Genomic DNA, 23,693 nt, shown 5'->3' with positions numbered 1-23,693 from the left:
GGATCAAACGGGAGTGGATGATGGATGCGGGACGCGAGGCGATGTTCAGGCAATGGATGCGGGAGCACCTGACCCTGCTACACCGGATCGCGCGCGGTTTTGCGTCGCCGGCCGACCAGCCGGATCTGTTGCAGGAACTGATGCTGGCCGTTTGGCGGGCGTTGCCGGCCTTTCGGGGCGACAGCCAGCCCGTCACCTTCATCTATCGCGTTGCGCATAACCGGGCGCTGACCTGGCAGGGCAGCCAGGGCGGAAAGGCGCGGCGTGACGCCGAAGCAGCGGCGGAGGCGATGCGGCGCCACGCCCTGTCCGCCGATCCGGATGAGGTGCGGATGCTGGACCGGCTCTACGCCGCCATCCGGCAATTGCCAACCCTGGACCGGTCGATCCTGCTGTTGTCGCTGGACGGGGTGCCGTACCGCGACATCGGCCAAATGCATGATTTGAGCGAAAGCAATGTCGGCGTTCGCTTAACACGTGCCAAGGCCCGTTTGACAGGAATTATATCCCAGATCGAAGCGCAGGAGGAAGAGAAATGAGCATGGATATGGCAAGGCTGGAACGTGCCTGGACCGGGGCCGCCAACCGGGCGGAGGATGCGGCAGGCCTGTACCTGATCGACAGTGCTATGGCGGAGGTGGCGCGGCGGGGCCGGGATTTCCGCCTGCGCATGGGGTTGATCGGGGTGGCGCTGGGCGGGTGGAGCCTGGTGGCGGCCTATGGCATCTTTGGTCGCGGCAATGTCGAGCCTTCGCGGGAATGGGGCAGCCTGCTGCTGCTGGCCATTGCCTGGGCCGTCCTGGCCGTGGTGGTGAGGCGGGGATGGGAGGGGGCGGCGGCGGCCCCGCCCGAGAACCTGCCGGGCAGCCTGCGCGCCCTGCTGTCGCAGGTGGAGGGTGCCATGGGGCGCATCCGGGTGATGGGGCTGGTGGTGCCCATCTTCCTGTTGGCGCTGGGGCTGGCCGTCATGCAATTGGGCGATGTGGGCAAGATGACGGGCAGCAATATCCGGGATTTCGCGCTTCTGGCGACGGTGGGATTTGGCCTGTCGGGCAGCATCATGGCTGTGCGGTACTTCCGGGTGCTGAAACCGGAGGCGGAGCGGCTGCGCCGGCTGCTGCGCCAGTATGAGGAGGGGGGCGTTTGAAGGACGGTCCGGCGGCATCGGTTGAGGATGCCGCCGGTGTACCGCGTATCAGGAGCCGCGGATTTCGAGGTTCTCGATCTGCGGTTCCGCCCGGTCGGCCCAGGCCGGGGTGGGGACGAGGCGCAGGTCGAGCTGCCCCCCAGCCTTGGCCACAACCGCCGGGTCCAGGGACACGGCATAGGTGACGCGGTGCTGCATGTCGGAGGTGTGGCTGCCGAAGAAGGAAATGCTGCCGGCATAATAGGGGCTGTCGAAGCCCGCCACCTTCAGATCGGCCGGCGCGTTCACCACCACCGCATATTCACGGGCCGAACTGGTGGGGCGGGTGAAGGTGATGATGGCCTGCAGCTGTTTGGCATTCAGGCCGATGGGCCATTTCGCCAGCGCATCCACAGATTTTTCATCCGACGCGGCGGCCAGCAGACGCGGTGCGGTGGTCGGCTTCTTCAGGTCTTCCACCAGGTCCAGCAGCGTCTTATCGACCGGCGGGCCATAATAATACCAGAACTGCTTGGGATCGATGTAATCGCCGGCCTTGCCGTTCAGGATCGGCTCCCCCTTCTCGTTCCAGAAGAACAGGAAGGGCTCGCGTTCGAACTGCGCCCGTTCGTCCTTGTTGGTGGGCAGGGTGGGCAGGCCCTTCGCCCTTTGCTTTTCCTCCCACAGCCACCACAGCCGGTCCATGTTGGAATGGTGCAGGAAGAAGATGGGATCGACGGGGGACAGGTTGTTGGTCATGTTGCCGAAGGGGCCAGTGCCCCAACTGCCGGTACCATCGAAGGCGCCGCCGATGAAGTTATGGACCTTGTTATGCGGTTCCCCCTCCAGCTTGGAGAAGACAGAGCCGCTGGCCGGCATGGCATTGTGGGACGCGGTTTTCACGCTGGTGAAGCTGTCCACCATGTTGGCGCTGTTGAACTGGTTCGGCGCCAGCCCCAGGGCGATGTTGGCCGGCAGGCAGTATTTGGCGACCGACGGGGTGATATCGGGATTGCTGCGGGTCGGGTAGCGGGCCTTCAAGGTGGGCGAAAGGTCGGTGGGCGCGAAGGCGCGGTCCCCCTTATCGACGCCGCCCGTCCCGGCCACGCCGTCCCACAGCTTCTGGAACGTGGTATTGCCACGCAGGTTCTGCTGGTTCTTCTGCGCCGCGGTCAGGCGGCTGTAATAGGTTTCCAGCGGACCCTGGATGAAATTGTTGAAGGTGGGCAGGTCGCGCGCGTACCGGGCAAAGGCATCAGCGACGGGCGTCAGCACGCCGTCAAACATGCCATCGGGCAAGGCCTGCTTCTGGCTCCAGTCCCAATAGGGGAACGCGAAGTCGGACATGCCGGAATATTTGCGAACCGTCTGTTCGAAATAGCCCAGATAGCCGCGATGCCAGACATAGAACCACCAATTGCCATGCGGGCAATCCATGTAATGCACGAAGGCATTGCGGAACCAGTTATGGGGATGGGTGGGCGGCAGGGCCAGCATCGCCTCCACAGCGGTCTTGTAGCCCTTCAGCATGCGCTGGCCATCGCTGCTCCACACATCATAGCGGACCCAGGGGGCCGGCAGCTTCGTCGTGGCGGCACCGGCAACCCCGCTGAACGCCCCAAGACCCGCCAGCGCCCCGCCCGTTGCCAGCACTTTGCGTCGTGATACGCGCATAACCCTATCCTCCCCCTGCCAGATGGTGGAGGGGAGGATAGGGTATGGCGGAGAATATGTCACGCACGCATACGCGTAATAGTAGTTTTAGGCGTACACCCAGCGAGGGATCAGCGGGCCAGCACCTCCGCCGCCTGCCGTGTCTTGGTGACGGCGGCGGCCACCTTGCTGACGGCTGACGAGATCGTGTCGATATTGGCCGAGACCTGGGTGACCGTGCTGGAGGTGACATCCATACGGCTGCTGATTTCGCGGGTCACCGCACTTTGCTGTTCCATGGCGGCGGCGGTGGAATTGACATAGCCGCTGACGCTGCCGATGGCGCCGGTGATGCCACGGACGGCGCTGGCCACCTCCGCACTGGTCCGCTGAATATTCTCAATTTCGGCGGAGATCTGTTCGGTGGCGCGGGCCGACTGGTTGGCCAGACCCTTGACCTCTGATGCCACCACGGCAAAGCCCTTGCCCGCCTCGCCAGCGCGCGCCGCCTCAATGGTAGCGTTCAGCGACAGAAGGTTGATCTGGCCGGCAATGTCGCGGATCAGTTCCACGACACTGTTCATGGCCTGGGCCGCGTTGATCAGGCGGTCTGCCTGCTGTGCCACCAGTTCCGCCTCCTTGCCCGCCGCTTCCACCGCCGTGCGCGACCGGGTCATGGTCTGGGCGATTTCGGCCACGGAGCTGGCCATGTCACGCGCGCCATCCAGGACGGTCCGCATATTGGTCAGCGATCCGGCCACGGCGGAGGTGGCACCGCTGCAATCCTTGGAGGATTGCGAGACGGCGCGGTCAATCTCCGCAAAATTCTCGTCGATCAGGTTCTTCAGATCGGCCAGCAGGCGCACCTGATCGGTGACGTTGGAGGCCAGCTTGACCACCTTGGTTACCCGGCCATTACCATCCAGCACGGGGTTGTAGGAGCCTTCGATCCAGACATCGGCCCCCGTTTTGGACTGGCGGCGGAAGCGGCCCGACTGAAACTCTCCCTTGCGCAGCTTGTCCCAGAAGGTGCGGTAGGCCTCTGTATCCCGCTGTTCCGGCGGCACGAAGATGGAGTGATGGCGGCCCTTCACCTCGTCCAGGCGATAGCCCATGGCCGTCAGGAAAATCTCGTTGGCTTCCAGAATATTGCCGTCGGGCGTGAATTCAATGATGGCGGCGTTACGGCCAATGGCCTTGCTCTGCGCCGCGTAGGCCAGATTGGCCAGCCGTTCGGCGGCGTTGGCCCATTCCACGACATAGCCCGAGCGCACGCCATTGGTGGTGATCGGGCTGACCAGCAGGTCGAACATGCGCGGGCCGACCTTGATCGTCGCCTCATGCGCGCGGGAAAGGCCGGACAGCATGTTCCGCTGATGCGACGGGTTCTTGTGGAAAATGTCGATGTTCGAGCCGATCAGGCTGGCCATGCTGAAGCGCGGCAGTTCCTTCTTCAGGTCCGCCTCCGCCTCTGACAGAAAGCCCTGCAGCGACGGGTTCACATAGGTGATCACGAATTCGGCATTCGCGATCATGATGTTGGCCCGCACAAGATCCATGGCCTGCGACTTCAACCGCCCCTGATTGTCCGCCTTTGCCAGCCCGAACATGATCAAAACCCCCTTATCTGCATTGGTTAGCCCGCGACCAGTCCGGCGGAATGGATAGCCGGGCCAATCGTTTTCAGGATGGCGAGATAGGTCTTTCGATCTAGGCCACAATGTATACAGAGGGATAGGCCGCTAGATTTCGTGCAACCAAATGCAACGGAAAGACGCCCCTTGTTGCATGGAGCGGTGGCGCGGGATCAGGGCCAGTCATAGCTGCGTAAGGGGCGGTAGGGGTCCAGCGGCCCGTCATTGTCGCAGACGGGACGGCCCAGCCCCTGATACCGGCAGTTCTGCAACAGCGTGTCGGTGACATGCATGTCCATATGATCGGCCAGCGGCGGGCAGGGCGGGCGCTGCCGCGTTGCCAGATGGCGCACGGGTGGCCAGACGCGGCGCTTAAGGCAGGCCGGTGCCTTGGCCGCTCCCTGGTTCGGTCCGGTGGGCCGGGCGGTCGCGGTTGCCGTCTTGGGTACGGGCGTCGGTGCGGGCATGGGGGCCGGGGCCGGACGGGGCGGCTTGGGTACCGGTTTGACGGCTGGCGCTTTGGCCTGACGGGCGGCGCTCACCGGTGCGGAGACGGGATTGGTAGGGGGTGGCGCTGGCGGCGGAGCGTTCGCCGGGAGGGGGGCGGCGTCGGCCTGGTCGGCCGCACGGGTCATGATGGCGCGCACCGCCGGCGGGGCGCGGCGGATACGGGGCATGGGCGGAGCTGCGTCCCCGGTGCTGGGCCGTGGGGCGGGCGGTGCGGCGGGCAGGATGGAACCGCCCAGGTCCAGCCGCTTGGCCGCCCAGAGCAGGACGCGGACATTGCCATTGCTGATCGCCTCCATCAGGCCAGTGACCACGGCCTCGCGCAGGGCCACAAAACGATTGTCGCTTTCCCGCTGCAACATCCGCCGTTCCGACAAGATGCGGCGGCGCAGGCCCGACGAACGCTGCATCCCGCGCCAGATGGTGGTGCGCGACACGCCGAAATGTTTCGCCACCTCCGTCACCGACACGCCCTTGGCAATGAAATAGGCCACGCGCGCCCAATCCTCGTCCTTCAAGCGGGAGCGGTGCAGGCCGGAGGGAAAATGTTCCTCCGTCGCCCATTCCACATCATCCCCGGCCTCCACCGCCTGCACATCATCCGACCCGCGCCACCATGCCTCCCGCTGTTCAGCGCTGGTCAGTTCATCAAAGGCCGGGTCCAAGGCGGGGGAGGTGGGGAGCGGTTCGGGATAGGCGGGGTTCGGCATGGGGGCCTCCGGCGGTTAATAGAAAAAGCACAGAATATATTCCTATCATTGGGGCCAGCAAGGGTGCAACAGTTGATGGGGGTTCGCGGGGTGGGGGAGATGGGGTAGGGTGGCGGCGGATGGGGACGAGCAGGGAACCGGGAGGGATCGCGTGCCGCTGTACCGTGATGATCGGGGGAACATCTATCACTCGCACAATGTGATGCTGACCGGGGAGGCGGTGCGACCCGGCCCGATCCGTATGCCCGAGGATGCGTGGCTGCGCGTGGCAAAGGTGCATCCGGCCTGGGTCTCGCGGTTGCCAAGTGCCGCCCTGGCCCTGGTGGCGCTGTCGGTTCTGCTGCTGGCGGCCCTGGTCCCGCTCTGGCTGCTGGTCGGGCCGGTGGCGGGCGTGGCGGTGATGATCGGCGTCTGGCTGATCCTCAATATCGGCTATTTCCCGCTGCTGGCCATGGCCAGCAAACATGTGCCCATGGACCGGCCCCTGCGCCTGATCGTGCCGCAACCGGGCGGGCTGATCGCCCTGGAAGTCCTGCGCCTCTGGGGCGCGCCGATCCCGCTGGCCGGTTTGATTGTGATGTGCGCGCAGGACGAGGGCCGCGCGGATATGGTGCCCTGGATGCTGCTGGCGTTGGGCGGGCTGACGGTGGTGGTGCTGGTCCTGACTGTGCGCTTCGTGCTGCGCCTGCGGCGCGGGGCGGTTGGGATCAGGGTGGTGGGGTAGGGGTGGAGGGGGCGGGTGCCTTGGGCTTACTCTTTGCTACCTTTTGCCACCAATGGACCCTGGCCCCATGCCGGACATCCAGAAGATCAGCGTTGCCGTAACGGGCGACCAGCTTTCCGCCATGCGCGACGCGGTCGCGACCGGCGATTACGCCACCACCAGCGAGATCGTGCGCGAGGCCGTGCGTGACTGGCAGCTTAAACGCGCCCAGCGTCAGGACGAACTGGCCCGCCTGCGCCAAGCCTGGAACGAGGGCAAGGAAAGCGGCGGGCGGGCACTGTTTGATGTGGAGGAAGTGTTGGTGCGGGCGCAGGCGCGGCGGGTAGGGGCGGAGTGATCCCGGTTTACCGCACGCGGGCGGCGCTTTATCTCTTAATTAATCTCTATTAGGCGACAGGCTTTTTGCTTGGCCTTGGGCTTTCCTTGCCGCTGAAGCGCTTAGAGTCGTCATTCGATAGACTGCGATGGCAGCCCCGATTAACAGAACAATAGCGTACACTGTTAAAAAATAACCGAATAAACCCGCTGCTGAGCTGAGAACGTTGGTTGTCGTTTTCTTAAATTCACACGAAAACGGCAATAGAATTACAGCATCAATTATCAAAGTAGATTTATTAGCCAACGCATAAATTATGGCTATCGTCTGCATTAATATAAAGTGAAAGAACGTAGCATTAATTGCTCCCAAATGTGTTGGGCTTCCATCGCTTGTAGGAGTATGCAGTGCAGCCAAAAGCCGCTCGTTTGTTAGGCTGAATATTAGAGCATATGCACCAAGACTAAAGCCAAGCAAGTTTGGCAACAAAGATAAGGGAATATCAACCCACTTTTGATCCATCCACACTCTATATGAGGACATGGCAATAATGAGAGATATGTGAGCGAATGGCGATCGAACTAATACAAGTACGCCGCCGTAATCAGACCAGTATTTTCGGATCTGACTGGATAAGCCCACATACTCCTTTGGGAATGATATCATAAACGGCTTTCCATCCGGCGGCGGAGATTATCGTATACAATCTCTTCGCTTTGCGTTTCGGGATCATATTTTGTTTGCTCTATTTTTGGATAATCTAATGTGGAGATTTTAACATGACCGTTTTCGTTGTAGCCAAGGGCTTCTACTGCACCGTTAACTAGGGCTGCCCTTCCAAGTTGGTCCATGCTATCCGTCTTCTCAATGGACTCCCCACTAGAAGCCTTATAAACAATTTCTATACGGCTTGCATTCGCAGCATCTAAGTGCGCCTCAACCTGCTGTTCGAGGTCGTCGCTCCAAATATCTGGGTTGGGCTTCTCGAGAACGAATTTAACCGATTTTATTCTCTGTAAATCAAAAATCCTCTCTAATGACGATTGATCTTGCTTTATGGTGATTTTCGCGTGTCCAAATTTTCTAACTATAGCCGTCAATTCGGACAGTCTTCTAAAGATAATCTCAGCGCTATTTGGTGTTAGTTGTCGTCCATCTACATAATTCTCAAAAACAAGCATATGGTTCTTCGTATTCATTGAGAATCGAAATGATGCGGAATTTGGATGTACAGTAGGGGGTATTTTTATTTGCTTTAAAAGATCAGGTTTTGCATCATCCAAACTTTCTTCATCAAACCACTGTCCGTTTGGATCGATTTTGGTGAAAGTTCTAATTGTACCTTTAATCAGATTGTTATGTACTTCTCGACGGTCGATCCGGGTTATCATGGCAAATCGATCGCCCCGAATACGGACGGGTGTGCGAGCATTATATAATGCCTGGATATACAAATCATAAATCTCGGGCGAATGCGGGTGTAGGCGTATATTAAGTCCACCCACGGCCAGCTTAAGTTCACGCACAGTTGCTTATCCCTTAGAAACCGTATTAAAAGTAGGTATGCCACGTTCTCGGTCGCGTATCAATGCCTGTAGCATAAGACTGCGGCCTGCCCAGTGTGGGCGCAAGACTAACATGCAAAGAACCTCGCTCATATTCGTCGGGGGCGATGAAGTAGCCGGTGATGCGGCCATGGCTGGAGACGGCCACAGTCTCCCGCTGTGCCACCATGCGGTAATGGCCGAAATTACGGGTGAATTCGGACGCCGGGATCGTGGTTTTCATGGGCTTGGCCTTCCGATGTTCGCGTAATTTACGCGAAATCCGGGAAATGCGCTAGTTAGGCCTAAGTGATGAAGGGTTGCCGATAGGTCGGGCGTGTGGCCCCTGGGTCCCGGCGTTCGCCGGGATGACGGTGGGGTTTCGCGGATTACGGCGTTGCCTAATCCGCGCTACGGGAGGCACTCACGCCCCCCGCTTGCCCCGGATCATCTCCATAATCTCCGCCGCCGCCTTGGGGATGTTCGTCCCCGGCCCGTAGATGGCCGACGCGCCGGCGTTCAGCAGGAACTCGTAATCCTGGGGGGGGATGACGCCGCCGCAGACGATGAGGATGTCGCCCGCACCCTGTTCCTTCAGGGCGGCGGCCAGTTGCGGGACCAGGGTTTTGTGGCCGGCGGCGAGGCTGGAGACGCCGACGACGTGGACGTCGTTTTCGATGGCCTGGCGGGCGGCTTCTTCCGGGGTTTGGAACAGGGCGCCGACATCGACGTCGAAGCCGATATCGGCGAAGGCGGTGGCGATGACCTTGGCACCGCGGTCATGGCCGTCCTGGCCCATCTTTACCACCAGCATGCGGGGTCGGCGGCCCTCGGCCTCGGCAAAGCTGGCCACGTCCTTCTGGATTTGCGCGAAGCCGGCATCGCCCTCGTAAGCGGCACCATAGACGCCGGAGACGGAGCGGATGGTGGCGCGATGCCTTGTGAAGATTTCTTCCATGGCGTCGGAAATCTCCCCAACGGTGGCGCGGGCGCGGGCGGCGTTGACGGCAAGGGCCAGCAGGTTGCCGGATTTCTCGGCCGCCGCCTGTGTCAGGGCGGCCAGGGTTTCCTTGACCTTGGCCTCGTCACGGGTGGCGCGGATGGTCTTCAGGCGGGCGACCTGCGCCTCGCGTACCGCCGTATTGTCGATATCCAGGACGTCCACGGTTTCGGGGTTCTGGGGGCGGTATTTGTTGACGCCGACGATCACCTCCTCGCCCCGGTCGATGCGAGCCTGACGCCGGGCGGCGGCTTCCTCGATCATCAGCTTGGGCAGGCCGCTTTCCACGGCCTTGGTCATGCCGCCCATCTCCTCGACCTGGGCGATCAGCTTTTCCGCCGCCTCGGCCAGGGAGGCGGTCAGGTGTTCGACGTAATAGCTGCCGCCCAGGGGGTCCACCACATGGGGGATGCGGGTTTCCTCCGCGATGATCAACTGCGTATTGCGGGCGATGCGGGCGCTGAACGGCGTGGGCAGGCCCAGGGCCTCGTCAAAGGAATTGGTGTGCAGGCTTTGCGTGCCGCCCATGATGGCGGCCATGGCCTCAATCGTCGTGCGGATGACGTTGTTGTAGGGGTCCTGCTCCGTCAGTGACACGCCCGAGGTCTGGCAATGGGTGCGCAGCGCCAGGGAGCGGGCGTCCTTGGGCTGGAAATGCTTGTCCATCAGCTTGGCCCACAGCAGGCGGGCGGCGCGCAGCTTTGCCACCTCCATAAAGAAATCCATGCCGATGGCGAAGAAGAAGGACAGGCGCGGGGCGAACTTGTCCACGTGCAGGCCCTTGGCCAGGGCGGCGCGGACATATTCCAGACCGTCGGCCAGGGTGAAGGCCAGTTCCTGCACCGCCGTGGCCCCGGCCTCCTGCATATGGTAGCCGGAGATGGAGATGGAGTTGAACTTGGGCATGTGGTTGGCCGTGTATTCGATGATATCGGCGATGATCCGCATGCTGGGTTCGGGCGGGTAGATATAGGTGTTGCGGACCATGAACTCCTTCAGAATGTCATTCTGAATGGTGCCGGACAGCTTCTCCGTCGGCACGCCCTGTTCCTCGCCGGCCACGATATACATGGCCAGGATGGGCAGAACGGCGCCGTTCATGGTCATGGAGACGGACATCTTGTCCAGCGGGATGCCGTCGAACAGGATTTTCATGTCCTCCACGCTGTCGATGGCGACGCCGGCCTTGCCGACATCGCCCACGACGCGGGGATGGTCGCTGTCATAGCCGCGATGGGTGGCCAGATCGAAGGCCACCGACAGGCCCATTTGCCCGGCGGCCAGATTGGCGCGGTAGAATTTGTTGCTGGCCTCCGCCGTGGAGAAACCCGCGTATTGGCGGATGGTCCAGGGCTTCACCGCATACATGGTGGCGCGGGGGCCGCGCACGAAGGGCGCGAAGCCGGGCAGGGTGCCGGTGGTCTCCAGGTTGGCGAGGTCTTCGGCGGTGTAGAGCGGCTTGACCGCCAGACCCTCGGCGGTGGTGCGGGTCAGGTCGGAGAGCTGGGCGTCGGCACCGGCGTCCTTGGCGGCGAGCGCTTCCCAATCGGCGAGGGTCTTGGGCGGAAACTGGGTGGTCATGGGAAGGCTCCGGGCTTCGGCAATTTATGCGTGATCCCGGCTTGTCACCGGGATCACGGGGAGGGAAATTAGCGCGCGTCTATGGCTCACTCAAACTCGATGATCTTCTCATCCACCGCGAGGCTGGCGCCCTTGGCGGCGTGGACCTTTTTGACGGTGCCGTCGGCTTCGGCGCGCAGGATGTTTTCCATCTTCATGGCTTCGACCACGGCCAGTTCCTGGCCGGCCTTCACCGCTTCGCCTTCCTTGACCGACACGGAGACCAGCAGGCCCGGCATGGGGGACAGCAGGTATTTGGACATGTCGGGCGGCAATTTCACCGGCATCAGGTCGGCGAGGTCAGCGGCGCGCGGGGTTAGCACGTCGACCACAAAGGCGAAGCCGCCATGGGTGAGGACCAGTGATGTGCCCTTGATATCGACCTGGACGGTCATGGCGACACCGGCCACCGTGCCCTGCCACAGGCTTTGGCCGATTTCCCAGTCGCCCAGGACCGTGTGCGGGCCGCTGTCCAGCGTGACGGTGGCGGCGCCGCCGGCGAAGGACAGGTGGGCCTTGTGGTTCTGGCGGTCGGCGCGGGCCACCCAATCCTGGGCCACGTGGAAGGCGTGGCCCGCCACTTGCCCCGAGATCATGGCGTCGCGGCTGGCGCGGCGGTGGTGCAGCACGGTGGCGAGCGCCAGAAGGCGGTCGCGGACGGCCGGGTCGGGCGTCAGGCCGTGGAAGCCGTCTGGATATTCCTCGGCAATGAAATTGGTGGTCAGGCGGCCGTCGCGGAAGCGCTGCTTCTGCATCAGGGAGGTCAGGAAGGAGATATTGTGGCCCACGCCCCGGATCTGGAACCCGTCCAGCGCGTCGGCCATCGCATCCGTCGCCTGATCGCGGGTGGGGGCCCAGGTGATCAGCTTGGCGATCATGGGATCGTAATACATGCTGATCTCGCCCCCTTCATACACGCCGGTATCGACGCGGACGATGGAGCCGTCTTCACGGGTGCCTTCCGTGGGCGGGCGGTAGCGGGTGACGCGGCCCGTGGAGGGCAGGAAGCCACGCGTCGGTTCCTCCGCATAGACGCGCGCTTCAAGCGACCAGCCATTGATGCCGACATCGGCCTGGGTGATGGGCAGATGCTCCCCGGCGGCGACGCGGATCATCAGTTCGACAAGGTCGAGGCCGGTGATCATCTCGGTCACCGGATGTTCGACCTGTAGCCGCGTGTTCATCTCCAGGAAATAGAAGTTCCGGTCCTTGTCGACGATGAATTCGACGGTCCCGGCGCTGCGGTATTGAACCGCCTTGGCCAGCGCCACCGACTGTTCGCCCATGGCCTTGCGGGTGGCGGCGTCCAGGAACGGGCTGGGCGCTTCCTCGATCACCTTCTGATGGCGGCGCTGGATGGAGCATTCACGCTCGTTCAGATAGACGGCGTTGCCGTGGCTGTCGGCCAGAAGCTGGATTTCGATGTGGCGCGGTTCGGTGATGTATTTTTCGATGAAGACGCGGTCGTCGGCGAAACTGCTGCGTGCCTCGTTGGTGGCCGACCGGAAGCCGTCGCGGGCTTCGGCATCGTTCCAGGCCACCCGCATGCCCTTGCCGCCGCCACCGGCGGACGCCTTGATCATCACGGGATAGCCAATGTCGCGGGCGATGGCGACCGCTTCCTCATCATCCTTGATGACGCCCAGATAGCCGGGGACGGTGGAGACACCGGCGGCCTTGGCGAGTTTCTTAGACTCAATCTTGTCGCCCATGGCGCCGATGGCATGCACATCGGGGCCGATAAAGACGATGCCATTCTGCTTCAACGCCTCACAGAAGGGCGCTTTCTCCGACAGGAAGCCATAGCCGGGATGGACCGCCTCCGCCCCGGTCTGCTTGCACGCCGCGATGATCTTGTCGGCGATCAGGTAGGATTGGGCGGATGGGGCGGGGCCGATATGCACCGCCTCATCCGCCATCTCAACGTGAAGCGCGCCAGCGTCGGCGTCGGAATAGACGGCCACCGTCTTGATGCCCATGCGGCGGGCTGTCTTGATGACGCGGCAGGCGATTTCGCCACGGTTGGCGATGAGGATCTTCTTGAACATTGTACGGTGCCTCTTCGTGCGGGCGCGTCGGATCAGAGCGGCAAATTGTCGTGCTTCTTCCAGGGGTTCTGGAGCTGCTTGTTCTTCAGCATCGACAGCGCCTTGCACAGGCGGCGGCGGGTATTGTGGGGCATGATCACGTCGTCAATATAGCCGCGACCCGCCGCCACAAAGGGATTGGCGAATTTCTGGCGATATTCCTCGGTCCGCGCCTCGATCTTGGCGGCATCGCCGATATCACCGCGGAAGATGATTTCCACGGCCCCCTTCGGCCCCATCACCGCGATTTCAGCCGTGGGCCAGGCATAGTTGACATCGCCGCGCAGATGCTTGGACGCCATCACGTCATAGGCACCACCATAGGCCTTGCGGGTGATCAGGGTGACCTTGGGCACCGTCGCCTCGGCATAGGCGAACAGCAGCTTGGCGCCATGCTTGATGATGCCGTTATATTCCTGGGACGTGCCTGGCAGGAAGCCGGGGACATCGACAAGCGTCACAATCGGGATGTTGAAGGCGTCGCAGAAGCGCACAAAGCGCGCGGCCTTGATCGAGCTGTCAATGTCCAGGCAGCCGGCCAGCACCATGGGCTGGTTGGCCACGAAGCCGACGGTCGAACCCTGCATGCGGCCAAAGCCGACAATGATGTTCTTGGCGTAGTCCGGCTGAATCTCGAAGAAATCGCCTTCGTCCACGATCTTCGAGATCAGTTCCTTCATGTCATAGGGCTTATTGGGATTGGCCGGGACCAGGGTGTCGAGGCTCATCTCCGGCCGGTCGGCGATGTCGGGCGTGGGGCGCGAGGGCGGCTTTTCCCGGTTCGACAAAGGCAGGAAATCGACCAGGCGGCGGGTTTCCAAGAGCGCCTGTACGTCGTTTTCAAAGGCCAGATCGGCGACGCCCGACTTGGCCGTATGGGTCACGGCCCCACCCAACTCCTCCGCCGTCACAACCTCATGCGTCACGGTCTTCACCACGTCGGGACCGGTGACGAACATGTAGGAGCTGTCCTTCACCATGAAGATGAAGTCGGTCATGGCGGGGGAATAGACGGCGCCACCGGCGCAGGGACCCATGATCAGGGAAATCTGCGGGACGACGCCAGAGGCCAGCACATTGCGCTGGAACACTTCGGCATAACCGCCGAGGCTGGCGACACCTTCCTGAATGCGGGCACCGCCACTGTCATTCAGGCCGATGACGGGGGCGCCGACCTTCATGGCCTGGTCCATGATCTTGCAGATCTTCTCGGCATGCGCCTCTGACAGCGAACCGCCGAAGACGGTGAAGTCCTGGCTGAAGACGAAGACCAGACGGCCATTGATGGTGCCATGACCGGTGACGACGCCGTCGCCGGGAACCTTCTGCGCCTCCATCCCGAAATCGGCGCAGCGATGTTCGACGAACATGTCCCATTCTTCGAACGAGCCTTCGTCCAGCAGGATCTCAATCCGCTCCCGCGCCGTCAGCTTGCCCTTGGAATGCTGGCCCGCGATACGCTTTTCACCGCCACCAAGACGGGCGCCGGCCCGCATATTTTCCAACCGTACCAGCATGTCCTGCATGGGAAATCCGCCCCGTAGAATGGTTCGTGGGAGTTTGGGCGGAGTTTGCGAATTATGAAGCAGCAGGGGAAGGCGTGGATGGGTGTGGATTTGCGAAGGCCGAAGAGGGGAATTGCAAATTTTGCGAATTTGCAAATCACCCCTGTGAGGGGACGACCCAACGGCCCAAAACAAAACCGCCACCCCTTTCCGACGAAAGGGGTGGCGGTTGCGGCGTGCGGCGTTGCCGCAAAGTTCATCAGGGATTGATGGTGATGAACGGGTCCCAGCTATAGGTGTTGGTGTCGTTGGCGATCTGAAGGTTGAAGTGATAGGTAACCTGGCCCTTGCCCAGGCAGTTGGCCTGCCACTGGGTCGACGAAATCTGCCGTGTCGACAGCACGCCGCTGCCAGACGTCTGCACAAAGCTGGTGAAGGAAACCGACATGAAACTGATCAGCGGCACCAAAGTCCAGGTGATGGTATCGCCGACATTCACAGTGACCGTCAGCTCATTGGTGCCCTGGCCGGCGGCGCCCGGACCCTGGTCGCTGATCATATAGACGGTGGCGCCAACACCGGGGCCGTTTTCCTGCGTCGTTTCGGTATCGAACACGCAGATGACGTTCACATTCTGCTGAGACATAGCCCATGCTCCATTTGGAAATTGTTGATTTTGTCTTGGCGGTTCAAGGCGAAGCGCCGGCGAGCACCTCGTGGGGTGCGGTTTGACTTATAGCGCCGCTAGTCATATGACTATATGCTCTTAATCGCGTATCAATATTAATGTATTCTATTTTAATGAAATAATCGTTGGGTCCGCCCCGCCCCGCATATGAGCCGAATTTCTTTCAGCGGTACGCAACGAAGCGCATAGCGTGGCCCCTATACACGGCTCTATGCCTAAATCTATTCAAGGGAGAGCGGGTGGAGATGTGCTTGCACGGCCTGCCGCGGGCATCACTTTACAAAGGCATTCAAAACAGTGGCATTCGCAGGTCTGGCCCGTCTAATTGTTATATGGCTAATAATAATTTTAATGCCTGTCCCCTGACGGCAAAGGATCTCCCTTGAAAAGCAGCAGCTTCAAGTTTGGCGATTGGCAGGTGGATGCGAGGATGTGCCGTATCCGCCATATCACGGAAGCCGCCGAAGCACAGATTGAACCCCGCGCCATGGATGTGCTGTCGGCGCTGTGTCACAGGGCCGGCACGATTTTGAGTGCCGATGACCTGCTGCATCTGTGCTGGGACGGTGTGGTGGTGGGCGAAAATCAGGTCCATAAGGCCATCGCCCAGCTGCGTCGTGCCCTGCGCGACAGTCCCGCCGACCCCGTCTATATCGAGAATATCCGCAAACGCGGCTATCGCACCCTGGCCCCGGTCACGTTCCCGCCAGGATATGGGGCAGGCGCGGTGGAGGAAACCTGGACGCGGGCGTCGCCCTATATCGGGTTGGACCCGTTTGACGCGGCCCATGCCGATGTGTTTTTCGGGCGGGAAACCGCCGTCACGCGGCTTTGCGCGGCGATGGCGGGGCGGCTGGCGGCGGGGCGGCCCTTCGTTCTGGTTCTAGGCCCCAGCGGCAGTGGCAAGACCTCCCTGATCCAGGCGGGGCTGCTGCCGGCCCTGATGGCCGGTAGCGGTGGATTCCGGGTGGAAGGTATTGCCAGCCTGGATTTAGGTGATGTCGCCAACCTGCCGCTGCCCACGGCGCTGGGGGGCGCGCTGCTGGATCTGGAGCGTGATGGCGAGCCGTTGTTTGCGGGCCATAGCGCCGAGAGTATCGGCACGGCCCTGACCGGCGAGGTGGAAAGCCTGCCGCCCGGCGCCCGCCATCCGGACGAGCCGGGCCGCAATCCCGCACGCTTCATCCTGTTCATTGACCGGATGGAGGCTCTGTTCAACACGCCCATGGCCGGAATTCTGCAGCGCGCGCAGTTCCTGACGGCGCTGGATCGACTGGCCCGTTTGGGGCCGTTTGCCGTGATCGGCGCCTGCCGCAACGATTTCTACCCCGATCTGGCGCGCGAACCCCTGTTGATGGCGGGGAAGGAGACGGGCGCGCATTTCGATCTGGAGCCGCCGACCCGCGCCGAGATTGCCCAGATGATCCGCCGGCCGGCCGAGATGGCCGGCCTCAGTTTCGGTATCGATCTGAACAGCAACGAACACCTGGATGATCTGCTGTGCGAGGGAGTTGCCAACAACACCGATGCATTGCCGCTTCTGCAATATACGCTGCAACAGCTTTATCTTCAGCGCAGCCCGACGCGCGAGCTGACCATCGAGGCGTATCGCAGGCTGGGCGGCATTGACGGGGCCATTGGAAGGCGGGCGGAAGCCATCCTGGAAGCATTGCCGCCGCAGGCACAGGCGGCCCTTCCCCGCATCTTCTCCCTGATTGTGGCGGCGGGCGGGGCCGATGGCAATGCCCGCAGCCTGCGCGCGCCCTGGTCCGTTCTGGCCACGACGGAAGAACGGCAACTGGTCACGAATTTTGTCGATCAGCGGTTGTTCGTCAGCCTTTCCCATGGGCGGGAGCCTGTGTTCGGCGTTGCGCATGAGGCGCTGTTGCGGCAATGGCCGCGTGCGGTCGCCTGGATCGCTGAACACCGCCAGTCCTTGCGCATCCGGGCGCGGCTGGAGGCCGAAGCGCAACAATGGATCGCAGAGGGGCGCCGGACAGACCGCCTGCTGCGCCAGGGCCGCCCGTTGGAAGAGGCGCGCGAGTTGCTAAAGACGCGGGCCGTGCCGCTGTCGCCGGATATATCGGCACTGATCACGGCGTCGGCCCGGCAGGCGCGGCGGGCCGACCGTCTGCGCCTGGGCGCCGTTGTCGGTTTTGCCGTGATTGCCATGATGGCCCTGGCCCAGGGCTATCAGGCCCGGCAGGCAGAGGCACTGGCAGCACAACGCCGGCAGGAGGCGGAAGGGCTGGTCGATTTCATGCTGGGCGACCTGACCCAGAAATTGCAGCCGCTGGCCCGGCTTGATCTTCTGGGCGGGGTGGCGGAGAAGGCCCTTGCCTATCTGACGGAGGAGGATGCGGGCCGGGTGCCGGGGCCGCTGCGTCTGCGCCAAGCCAAGGCGCTTTTGACGCTGGCAGACGTGAACCGGTCACGCGGCAATGTCGATGCGGCCCTGACGGCGCTGGGCCGGGCGGAAACATTGCTGCGGGTCAATCTGGCCGAGGGGCCGGTGGATGGGCCGTTGCTGAAGACGGCGGGGGCCGTGGCCTTCTGGTTCGGGCAGATCGCGCTGGACCGCCGCAATCTGGACGAGGCGGAAAAGCACTTCATCCGCTATCGCGATCTGGCCCGCAGCATGGTGGCGCTGAACGCCCAGGACGAGGATGCCAGCCTGGAACTGTCCTATGCCCTGGCCAGCCTGGGCAGTCTGCGACTGCGCCGGGATCAGGTCAGCGAGGCCGCCCAGGATTTTGAGGAGTCCAACCGGTTGAAGCGCGCGGTGATGGACAAACGCCCGGATGACCGCGCCCTGGCCGTCAGCATGGCCAATGGCCTGTCCTGGCTGGCCAATGCCCGCGCACAGGATGGCCGCCTGGACGATGCCGTTATGCTGTATGGCCAGCAGAAGGACATGCTGGAGGGCCTGCGCAAGGCGGAACCGGATGCGCTTGAATGGTCCAACCGGCTGGCGCTCGCCTATAAGCTGGAAGCCATCCTGCTGGCGGCGCGCGGCAAGACCGAGGCGGCCCTGGCCTCCTTGCAGATGTCGTCCGACCTGATCGGCTATCTGCTGAACAAGGAGCCGGAAAACAGCCTTTGGCAGCGGCAGAAGACAGAGAATGACGTGCTGGGCGCGCGGTTCCATCTGTTGGCCAATGACCTCACGGGGGCGTCGGCCAAGCTGTCCGGTGCCCTGGTCTGGCTGGAGCAGGCATTGGCCGCCAAGCCGACCGATGGCTATGTCCGCCGCCTGATGGGGCAAGCCTTGGCCAACCGGGCGGAAATGCTGCTGCTGACCGGCGACGTAAAGGCGGCGGCGGCCAGTGTCGCCAAGGCCGAAGCGATTATCCGTGAGGGTCCACAGGATGCCAGTCGGGCGGTTCTGACCGCCAACATCCTGCTGGTTCAGGCCGCTGTTGAACGGGCACGGCGCAATGGCGAGACCGTCGCCGCCTTCTGCGGGGAGGCGGTCAGGCTCCTGGGGCCGGTGGCGGCAACCACGCGCGATTACAAGATCCTCGATCCCTGGGTCCGCGCCAATGTCTGTGCCGGCACCCTTTCCGCTGCCGTGGGAGGCATGAGCACGTTGGAAAAGATCGGTTATGCCGATGCCCATTATCAACGCGCGATCAGTTCAACCCTCAAACAAGGAGACGTAAAATGAGCAGCACCGACGTCGTTAACCATGTTCTGACCATTCCGGTGGCGTGTGAAATGCAGGGAACGGGCGGTGGGGTTCCGCAGCCGACCCTGGTCTATGAGAAGAATGTTTCGGCCAATGATGTGATCATGGCGGGGGCGAACATCACGAAGATCGTCTTCACGAAGGACCCGACCACACAGATCGATTTCATTTTCACCGGTGTGAATGTGACGCCGGCGGTGGAGGGGACCAAGATCCTTAAAGATCTTAAAATCGTTAGCGTCAGCGATAACGAGGTCACGATTTCCGATGGCCAGCAGAATCAGGACAAGCAGGCGGTCGGCAACATCACTCTGTTCTTCCTGGTCGAGGACCCGGAGACGCAGGCATCCCTGATTTCGGCGGGCAGTAAGGTGGTTTACAGCTCCGACCCGGAAGTGGTGAATGATGGCAGCATTGTCTGACGGGTTGCTGTAACGGCGATCCCGATGTCAGGGGGGCGGATTTGTGGCTGAGTGGCCCCAGTCCGCCCCCCTTTCTCATTCTGGCTGGCTTCCTGTTTTCTTCCGAAGAGAAGTCAATAAAATCAATGCATTGTATTTCGGAAGGATAACAGAAGAGAGAATTCTTCCGATCCCTGGCAGGGTCTGGTCATCGCCAACCAGCCAGGGATTTTCCGCCATGTCACCGATGCTGACCCCCCGTGAACGCCAGGTTCTGGCCCTGACCGGGCGTGGGCTGAAGAATGGCGAGATCGCCGCACAGCTGGGCGTTTCCGAACTGACCATCCGCAAGCATCGCTCCTCCATCATGCAAAAGGCAGGGCTGCGGTCCACGGCGCAGCTGATCGCCTTTGCCGGGGGAAACAGCCCGTCGGTGGAAGTGGATCAGGCCCCGGTGGAGCCGGCGCCCCTGTCCTGGGACCAGCTGCGCCCGCGCGAGGCGGAAGTGGTGCGGCATATCGTGTCGGGCTGTACCAGCAAGGAGATCGCCCGGCTGTTGAAGATCAGCCCCCTGACGGTTCAAAAACACCGCGAACGGGCCCGGGCAAAGCTGGGCGTGCATACGGTGGGGGAGATGATCACGCGGGGGCGTGTGACGCTGCCAGCGTGAAACGCTGTGGTCCTGTCCGCGTGAAACGCTATGGCGCTCTGCCCGAGACCGGGTAACATCCCCGCCCGACAGGGACGCGTACGGGGAACGGAGAGCGCCGCAGCATGACCGCCAAAATCTATGCCGGTGAACGCATCCGCCGCCTGCGGGAGACGCGCGGTATCAGCCAGGCGCAACTGGCGACCGAGGTGGGGCTGTCCACCTCCTATCTGAACCAGATCGAGAATAATCAGCGGCCCCTGTCCGCCGCCGCCGTCATCCGCCTGTCCACCTTCTTTCAGGTGGAGCCCAGCCATTTCGCCGATGACAGCGATACAAGGCTGGCGTCGGAACTGCGCGAGGTGCTGGGCGATCCCCTGTTCGGGGATGCGTCGGTCACGTTTGCCGGCATCCGCGACGCGGTGCGGGCCGCCCCCGCCATCATGGGATCGCTGCTGAAGCTGTACCGCGCCTATCAGGGGCTGGACGAGGAATATAAGGCGCTGGTCGACAAGGTCGGGGGCGGGGATGCCGTGGCCGGTCCGGCGGCCTTCCCCTATGACGAAGTGCGCGACTTCGTGCAGGCGCAGCGCAACCATTTTGAAACGCTGGACCATGCGGCCGAGGATTTGTTCGAGGGCGGGCATTTCTCCAAGGACCGGCTGTTGGAGCATCTGGCCCAGCATCTGGCCGACCGGCATGGGGTGACCATCCGGGTGTCGCCCATGCTCGCGCGCCATGATGTGCTGTGGCGGTACGATCCGGACGATAAGGAACTGCTGGTCTCGGAAGGTACGCCGCGCGAGAGTCGGACGTTTTTCGCCGCGCATCAGATCGCCCTGCTGGATTACGGGGTCGAGATCGAGCGGCTGGTGGCCGATGCCGGCCTGTCCAGTATCGAGGCGCGGTCGATCCTGCGCGTGGGCCTGGCGAACTATTTCGCGGGCGCTTTGATCCTGCCCTATAAGCGCTTTCTGACCGAGGCGCAGCGCATGCGCTATGACATTGACCGGCTGTCGGCGCATTTTAATGTCAGCTTCGAACAGGTCTGTCACCGCCTGTCCACCATGCAGCGGCCGGGCATGCCGGGCGTGCCCTTCTATTTCGTGAAGGTGGACATGGCGGGCAATATCGCCAAACGGTCCAGCGCCACGCGGTTCCAGTTCGCGCGGTTCGGCGGGGCCTGCCCGCTGTGGAATGTGCACCAGGCCTTTGCCCAGCCGGGGCGCATCCTGGTGCAGCAGGCGCGCATGCCGGACGGGGCCACATATCTGTGCATCGCACGGACCGTGGTGGCGAAGGGCAACTCTTATCTCTCAAGGCCGCGTGAGGCGGCGGTGGGGCTGGGCTGTGAGATCGCCTATGCCGACCAGTTGGTTTATTCCGCCGGCTTAGACCTGCGCAATGTCGATGCGGCGGTGCCGATCGGGTCCAATTGCAAGGTCTGTGACCGCGAGGATTGCCGCCACCGCGCCTTCCCGCCCATCGGCAAGGCCCTGCGCGTGGATGCGCATGAAAGACGGGTGGTGCCGTACTCGGTCAGTTAAGGGTGTGACCGGTTACGAGTGCCCGGCCTCTGCCCCGTGCGCGGTGCGCAGGAAGTTCAGTGCCTCTACCACCAGCCGGCCCCAGAGTTCGAGGCTGGCCAGGATTTGATCGCCCGTGATGCCGACGGCCAGATTGTCCATCTCCAGCACCAGGAAATCGTCGCGTAGCGAGAAGCGGGCAAAGCGCTTGTGCCGGTTCCACTGGTTCAGGATGGCGGCATCGAAACTGTCCTGCACCTGGAACATCAGGTTGAAGTTGAAGTCGCCGAAGCGCGGGCCCTCTGGATCAATCTGCGCACCGGGGCGGACATTGAAGGTCAGGCCGCCAATGGCGGAACGCAGGACGGGGGCGCCGGCGGGGGTCAGATCCTGGGTGGCGGGCAGGCCCAACTGTTCCAGGGCCGCTTCCAGATCCGTCAGCGTCACGCCGCGCAACAGCTTATCCAACATCGCATCCTTCCCAGGTCATCGTTGCGCGCGACCATGCATGAGGGGCGGGGTGGGTGGCAATCATTTCAACGCCGCGTCGATGCTGTCCTTCAAGGTCAACATGGGGGTGGGATCGACCGTGATGAAGCCCCGGCGCGGTCGGTCAACATCAATGATGATCATGGCCACCAGCACGATCAGCAGGCCGAACAGGTGCGCCACAGTCGACGGGCGGTGGCCATTCAGGCCACAGGTGTAGCCCGTCACGGCACCAGTAAGCAGGATGGTACCGTAAAGCAGCAGCAGCACCAGTTCCGGCACATGCCGGGCCAGCAGTGCATCACGCGCGCCGAAAGCATCGATCATGCCGTTCAGGGCCTGAATATAAAGCCCGCTGGTCACGGGGCTTTTGTCCAGTTCCGCCGTTTGCCGGGCCTGTTGCCAGAGCTGATCCTGCACCGCGATGGCACGGGCGTTGACGGCGGCGCGGTCGCCCGCCTGGTCCAGGCTGATCGAACCCGCCTCCACCCGCAGATGGGTGTAATCGCGCAGCAGCGCCTTGGTTTGCGCGGCCACAGGTTCGGGCAGCAGTCCGGCGCGCAGCCAGGTGGTGCCGATAGCGTTCGCCTCCTCCACCAGTGCCTGCGACCGCGCGTCATAGCGCTGCAATGACATGGAGAAGGTGAAACCCATCAGCAGGGCCAGCAGCCCCAGCAGGGAGCCCTGCGCAGCCGATACATGGGCGCAATAGGCCTCGGCCCCCGTGCCGGCCCGCCGCCGGCCCAGGCGCAACCCGGCCCAGGTGATGCTGGCCAGCGAGGCCAGCAGAAGCAGGGCGATCAGCGGGGCGGGCAGTGCATAGAGCAATTCGCGCATGATGGGCCTGTCGCAACCGGGGATGGCTGATTTCACCATGGGTTGCGGGCGGACGCCAGTCCTGTTCAGAAGCTGGTGCGGATGCCGGCGAAGCCCGTCAGGTAGAGGCCGGGGCGGCCCGGTTGCCCCGTGAAGCCCGCCACCTGTGTGTAGAAGCGCAGCACGCGCCGCCAGCGGGGGCCGGTGGTGCGCCAGGGCTGATATGTCGCCTCCACCCAGGGGTTCAGGCCGGAGAAGCTGTCGGCGGCGGGACCGTCGCCCTTCCGTGTCCAATAGGCCATGGCGACGAAATCGATCACCAGCCGGCCCTCATCCAGACGCAGCTTCTGCTCCGCCGCGACATGCAAACTGTCATAGGCGCGGGTGAAACCGTTGAAGAACCGCACCCCCTCATAGCCCGCGAAGAAGCGCAGGTCGTCGGAGGCGTAATGTATGAAGTCGTGGTAGAGGGCGGCGGCGGGATGCCCATCCTCAATGCGGAAACCGTAATCGGTGAAGGCGGCGATGTCGTCGGAGAGGCGGTAGAAGGTTCCGGCGGTGAGGTTGATGACACGGCCCGCCGCCTCGTCCGGCTTCGACCGGTCGAGTGAATGGAAGACGCCCAGATGCAGGCGGCCCAGGTCGGGGACATGCTGGGAATAGACAGCACCGCAGACGGGGGAGGCGGTGAGGAGGATACCGGGGCGATAAAGATCGGGACCGCAGCGCGCGTCGGTGGTTTGCGCGGTGGCGGGGAGGGGGGCGGCTAGGGCGGTGAGGAGGGCGAAGAGAAGGCGCAAGGGGGCGGTCCTGATGGGCGGCGGACCAGGGGATATTCGCATGGAGCAAGGAAAAGGTTACGCGGGAAGTGTGGCACCCTTCAGGTGCCGAAGGATGCGTCTACGTCGGGGTGATGAATTTTTTGCCTAAATATTATCTCTATGCTTGTGCCATGCAATTTTATGGGGGTGATGGCATATTATCTATAAATATCAGAATTTGATATATCA

Annotated in this window: 21 protein-coding genes; 8 read left to right on the top strand and 13 right to left on the bottom strand. The window is 62.5% G+C overall.

Annotated elements, in window-relative coordinates; genetic code table 11:
• Window positions 1-17 precede the first annotated feature (17 nt).
• Together C0V82_RS25075 and C0V82_RS25070 are read left to right on the top strand one after the other, a co-directional pair.
• Window positions 18-539, top strand: a complete 522-nt coding sequence (locus tag C0V82_RS25075) for an RNA polymerase sigma factor (RefSeq protein WP_211107946.1) — start codon at window positions 18-20, stop codon at window positions 537-539.
• Window positions 536-1,147 carry a hypothetical protein gene (locus tag C0V82_RS25070; RefSeq protein ID WP_158660201.1) on the top strand — a complete coding sequence of 204 codons (612 nt, stop codon included), beginning with the start codon at window positions 536-538 and terminating at the stop codon, window positions 1,145-1,147. Before C0V82_RS25075 ends, C0V82_RS25070 begins: the two co-directional genes overlap by 4 nt.
• A 48-nt stretch (window positions 1,148-1,195) precedes the next feature.
• Here C0V82_RS25070 and C0V82_RS25065 read toward each other — a convergent pair whose 3' ends face one another.
• The 3 genes from C0V82_RS25065 to C0V82_RS25055 form a co-directional block, all read right to left on the bottom strand.
• Window positions 1,196-2,800 carry a tyrosinase family protein gene (locus C0V82_RS25065; RefSeq protein ID WP_102115118.1) on the bottom strand — a complete coding sequence of 535 codons (1,605 nt, stop codon included), beginning with the start codon at window positions 2,798-2,800 and terminating at the stop codon, window positions 1,196-1,198.
• A gap of 110 nt (window positions 2,801-2,910) precedes the next feature.
• Window positions 2,911-4,389: a PAS domain-containing methyl-accepting chemotaxis protein gene (locus C0V82_RS25060; RefSeq protein WP_102115117.1), complete on the bottom strand. Its 1,479-nt coding sequence runs from the start codon at window positions 4,387-4,389 to the stop codon at window positions 2,911-2,913.
• A gap of 197 nt (window positions 4,390-4,586) precedes the next feature.
• On the bottom strand, window positions 4,587-5,630 hold the full coding sequence (locus C0V82_RS25055) for a helix-turn-helix domain-containing protein (RefSeq protein WP_102115116.1): 1,044 nt from the start codon (window positions 5,628-5,630) through the stop codon (window positions 4,587-4,589).
• Between the two features lie 151 nt (window positions 5,631-5,781).
• Between C0V82_RS25055 and C0V82_RS25050 the strand changes: the two genes are divergently transcribed.
• Complete coding sequence (locus C0V82_RS25050; RefSeq protein ID WP_102115115.1) at window positions 5,782-6,354, top strand: hypothetical protein; 573 nt, start codon at window positions 5,782-5,784, stop codon at window positions 6,352-6,354.
• 67 nt (window positions 6,355-6,421) lie between these two features.
• A complete protein-coding gene (locus tag C0V82_RS25045) occupies window positions 6,422-6,691 on the top strand; it encodes a ribbon-helix-helix domain-containing protein (RefSeq protein WP_102115114.1) in 270 nt (89 codons plus the stop codon).
• Between the two features lie 39 nt (window positions 6,692-6,730).
• On the opposite strand, the gene C0V82_RS27165 is transcribed toward C0V82_RS25045, so the two are convergent.
• From C0V82_RS27165 to C0V82_RS25015, 7 genes are all read right to left on the bottom strand, one after another.
• A complete protein-coding gene (locus C0V82_RS27165) occupies window positions 6,731-7,192 on the bottom strand; it encodes a hypothetical protein (protein ID WP_158660200.1) in 462 nt (153 codons plus the stop codon).
• Window positions 7,193-7,332: 140 nt separating this feature from the next.
• A complete protein-coding gene (locus C0V82_RS25040; RefSeq protein ID WP_102115113.1) occupies window positions 7,333-8,196 on the bottom strand; it encodes a DUF4747 family protein in 864 nt (287 codons plus the stop codon).
• Between the two features lie 25 nt (window positions 8,197-8,221).
• The gene (locus C0V82_RS27350; protein WP_188595033.1) at window positions 8,222-8,458 is read right to left on the bottom strand and encodes a type II toxin-antitoxin system Phd/YefM family antitoxin; all 237 of its coding nucleotides are present in this window, start codon (window positions 8,456-8,458) and stop codon (window positions 8,222-8,224) included.
• Window positions 8,459-8,638: 180 nt separating this feature from the next.
• Window positions 8,639-10,795 carry a methylmalonyl-CoA mutase gene (gene scpA / locus C0V82_RS25030; RefSeq protein WP_102115112.1) on the bottom strand — a complete coding sequence of 719 codons (2,157 nt, stop codon included), beginning with the start codon at window positions 10,793-10,795 and terminating at the stop codon, window positions 8,639-8,641.
• An 86-nt stretch (window positions 10,796-10,881) separates the two neighbouring features.
• Entirely contained in the window at window positions 10,882-12,882 is a 2,001-nt protein-coding gene (locus tag C0V82_RS25025) for an acetyl-CoA carboxylase biotin carboxylase subunit (protein WP_102115111.1), read from the bottom strand.
• Window positions 12,883-12,914: 32 nt separating this feature from the next.
• The gene (locus C0V82_RS25020) at window positions 12,915-14,447 is read right to left on the bottom strand and encodes an acyl-CoA carboxylase subunit beta (protein ID WP_102115110.1); all 1,533 of its coding nucleotides are present in this window, start codon (window positions 14,445-14,447) and stop codon (window positions 12,915-12,917) included.
• 238 nt (window positions 14,448-14,685) lie between these two features.
• Window positions 14,686-15,072, bottom strand: a complete 387-nt coding sequence (locus tag C0V82_RS25015; protein WP_102115109.1) for a hypothetical protein — start codon at window positions 15,070-15,072, stop codon at window positions 14,686-14,688.
• Window positions 15,073-15,496: 424 nt separating this feature from the next.
• On the opposite strand from C0V82_RS25015, the gene C0V82_RS25010 reads away from it, so the two are divergent.
• The 4 genes from C0V82_RS25010 (at window position 15,497) to C0V82_RS24995 (ending at window position 21,399) form a co-directional block, all read left to right on the top strand.
• The gene (locus C0V82_RS25010; RefSeq protein WP_158660199.1) at window positions 15,497-18,781 is read left to right on the top strand and encodes an nSTAND1 domain-containing NTPase; all 3,285 of its coding nucleotides are present in this window, start codon (window positions 15,497-15,499) and stop codon (window positions 18,779-18,781) included.
• Entirely contained in the window at window positions 18,778-19,224 is a 447-nt protein-coding gene (locus C0V82_RS25005) for a hypothetical protein (RefSeq protein WP_102115107.1), read from the top strand. The genes C0V82_RS25010 and C0V82_RS25005 overlap by 4 nt, the downstream gene beginning before the upstream one ends.
• Window positions 19,225-19,441: 217 nt before the next feature.
• Window positions 19,442-19,873, top strand: a complete 432-nt coding sequence (locus C0V82_RS25000) for a response regulator transcription factor (RefSeq protein WP_102115106.1) — start codon at window positions 19,442-19,444, stop codon at window positions 19,871-19,873.
• 104 nt (window positions 19,874-19,977) lie between these two features.
• On the top strand, window positions 19,978-21,399 hold the full coding sequence (locus tag C0V82_RS24995; RefSeq protein WP_102115105.1) for a helix-turn-helix domain-containing protein: 1,422 nt from the start codon (window positions 19,978-19,980) through the stop codon (window positions 21,397-21,399).
• A gap of 12 nt (window positions 21,400-21,411) precedes the next feature.
• Here C0V82_RS24995 and C0V82_RS24990 read toward each other — a convergent pair whose 3' ends face one another.
• The 3 genes from C0V82_RS24990 to C0V82_RS24980 are packed head-to-tail and all read right to left on the bottom strand — an operon-like array spanning window position 21,412 to window position 23,483.
• Window positions 21,412-21,849, bottom strand: a complete 438-nt coding sequence (locus tag C0V82_RS24990) for a YbjN domain-containing protein (protein WP_102115104.1) — start codon at window positions 21,847-21,849, stop codon at window positions 21,412-21,414.
• 60 nt (window positions 21,850-21,909) lie between these two features.
• On the bottom strand, window positions 21,910-22,743 hold the full coding sequence (locus tag C0V82_RS24985) for a bestrophin-like domain (RefSeq protein WP_102115103.1): 834 nt from the start codon (window positions 22,741-22,743) through the stop codon (window positions 21,910-21,912).
• A gap of 26 nt (window positions 22,744-22,769) precedes the next feature.
• The gene (locus tag C0V82_RS24980; RefSeq protein WP_102115102.1) at window positions 22,770-23,483 is read right to left on the bottom strand and encodes a hypothetical protein; all 714 of its coding nucleotides are present in this window, start codon (window positions 23,481-23,483) and stop codon (window positions 22,770-22,772) included.
• Window positions 23,484-23,693: the final 210 nt, after the last annotated feature.

The sequence above is a fragment of the Niveispirillum cyanobacteriorum genome (genome assembly GCF_002868735.1).
Taxonomy (GTDB): domain Bacteria; phylum Pseudomonadota; class Alphaproteobacteria; order Azospirillales; family Azospirillaceae; genus Niveispirillum; species Niveispirillum cyanobacteriorum.
Note: the sequence above shows the minus strand (reverse complement) of the source record. Positions and strands in the feature narration are given on the sequence as shown.

Bases quoted from the DNA above. Each gene is read 5' to 3' on its own strand.
- C0V82_RS24995 (WP_102115105.1), top strand. From the start codon at position 19,978: ATGACCGCCAAAATCTATGCCGGTGAACGCATCCGCCGCCTGCGGGAG.
- C0V82_RS25005 (WP_102115107.1), top strand. From the start codon at position 18,778: ATGAGCAGCACCGACGTCGTTAACCATGTTCTGACCATTCCGGTGGCG.
- C0V82_RS24985 (WP_102115103.1), bottom strand. From the start codon at position 22,743: ATGGTGAAATCAGCCATCCCCGGTTGCGACAGGCCCATCATGCGCGAA.
- C0V82_RS24990 (WP_102115104.1), bottom strand. From the start codon at position 21,849: ATGTTGGATAAGCTGTTGCGCGGCGTGACGCTGACGGATCTGGAAGCG.
- C0V82_RS25060 (WP_102115117.1), bottom strand. From the start codon at position 4,389: ATGTTCGGGCTGGCAAAGGCGGACAATCAGGGGCGGTTGAAGTCGCAG.
- C0V82_RS25045 (WP_102115114.1), top strand. From the start codon at position 6,422: ATGCCGGACATCCAGAAGATCAGCGTTGCCGTAACGGGCGACCAGCTT.
- C0V82_RS27165 (WP_158660200.1), bottom strand. From the start codon at position 7,192: ATGGATCAAAAGTGGGTTGATATTCCCTTATCTTTGTTGCCAAACTTG.
- C0V82_RS25070 (WP_158660201.1), top strand. From the start codon at position 536: ATGAGCATGGATATGGCAAGGCTGGAACGTGCCTGGACCGGGGCCGCC.
- C0V82_RS25065 (WP_102115118.1), bottom strand. From the start codon at position 2,800: ATGCGCGTATCACGACGCAAAGTGCTGGCAACGGGCGGGGCGCTGGCG.
- scpA (WP_102115112.1), bottom strand. From the start codon at position 10,795: ATGACCACCCAGTTTCCGCCCAAGACCCTCGCCGATTGGGAAGCGCTC.
- C0V82_RS25000 (WP_102115106.1), top strand. From the start codon at position 19,442: ATGTCACCGATGCTGACCCCCCGTGAACGCCAGGTTCTGGCCCTGACC.
- C0V82_RS25020 (WP_102115110.1), bottom strand. From the start codon at position 14,447: ATGCAGGACATGCTGGTACGGTTGGAAAATATGCGGGCCGGCGCCCGT.
- C0V82_RS25055 (WP_102115116.1), bottom strand. From the start codon at position 5,630: ATGCCGAACCCCGCCTATCCCGAACCGCTCCCCACCTCCCCCGCCTTG.
- C0V82_RS25015 (WP_102115109.1), bottom strand. From the start codon at position 15,072: ATGTCTCAGCAGAATGTGAACGTCATCTGCGTGTTCGATACCGAAACG.
- C0V82_RS25075 (WP_211107946.1), top strand. From the start codon at position 18: ATGATGGATGCGGGACGCGAGGCGATGTTCAGGCAATGGATGCGGGAG.
- C0V82_RS27350 (WP_188595033.1), bottom strand. From the start codon at position 8,458: ATGAAAACCACGATCCCGGCGTCCGAATTCACCCGTAATTTCGGCCAT.
- C0V82_RS25025 (WP_102115111.1), bottom strand. From the start codon at position 12,882: ATGTTCAAGAAGATCCTCATCGCCAACCGTGGCGAAATCGCCTGCCGC.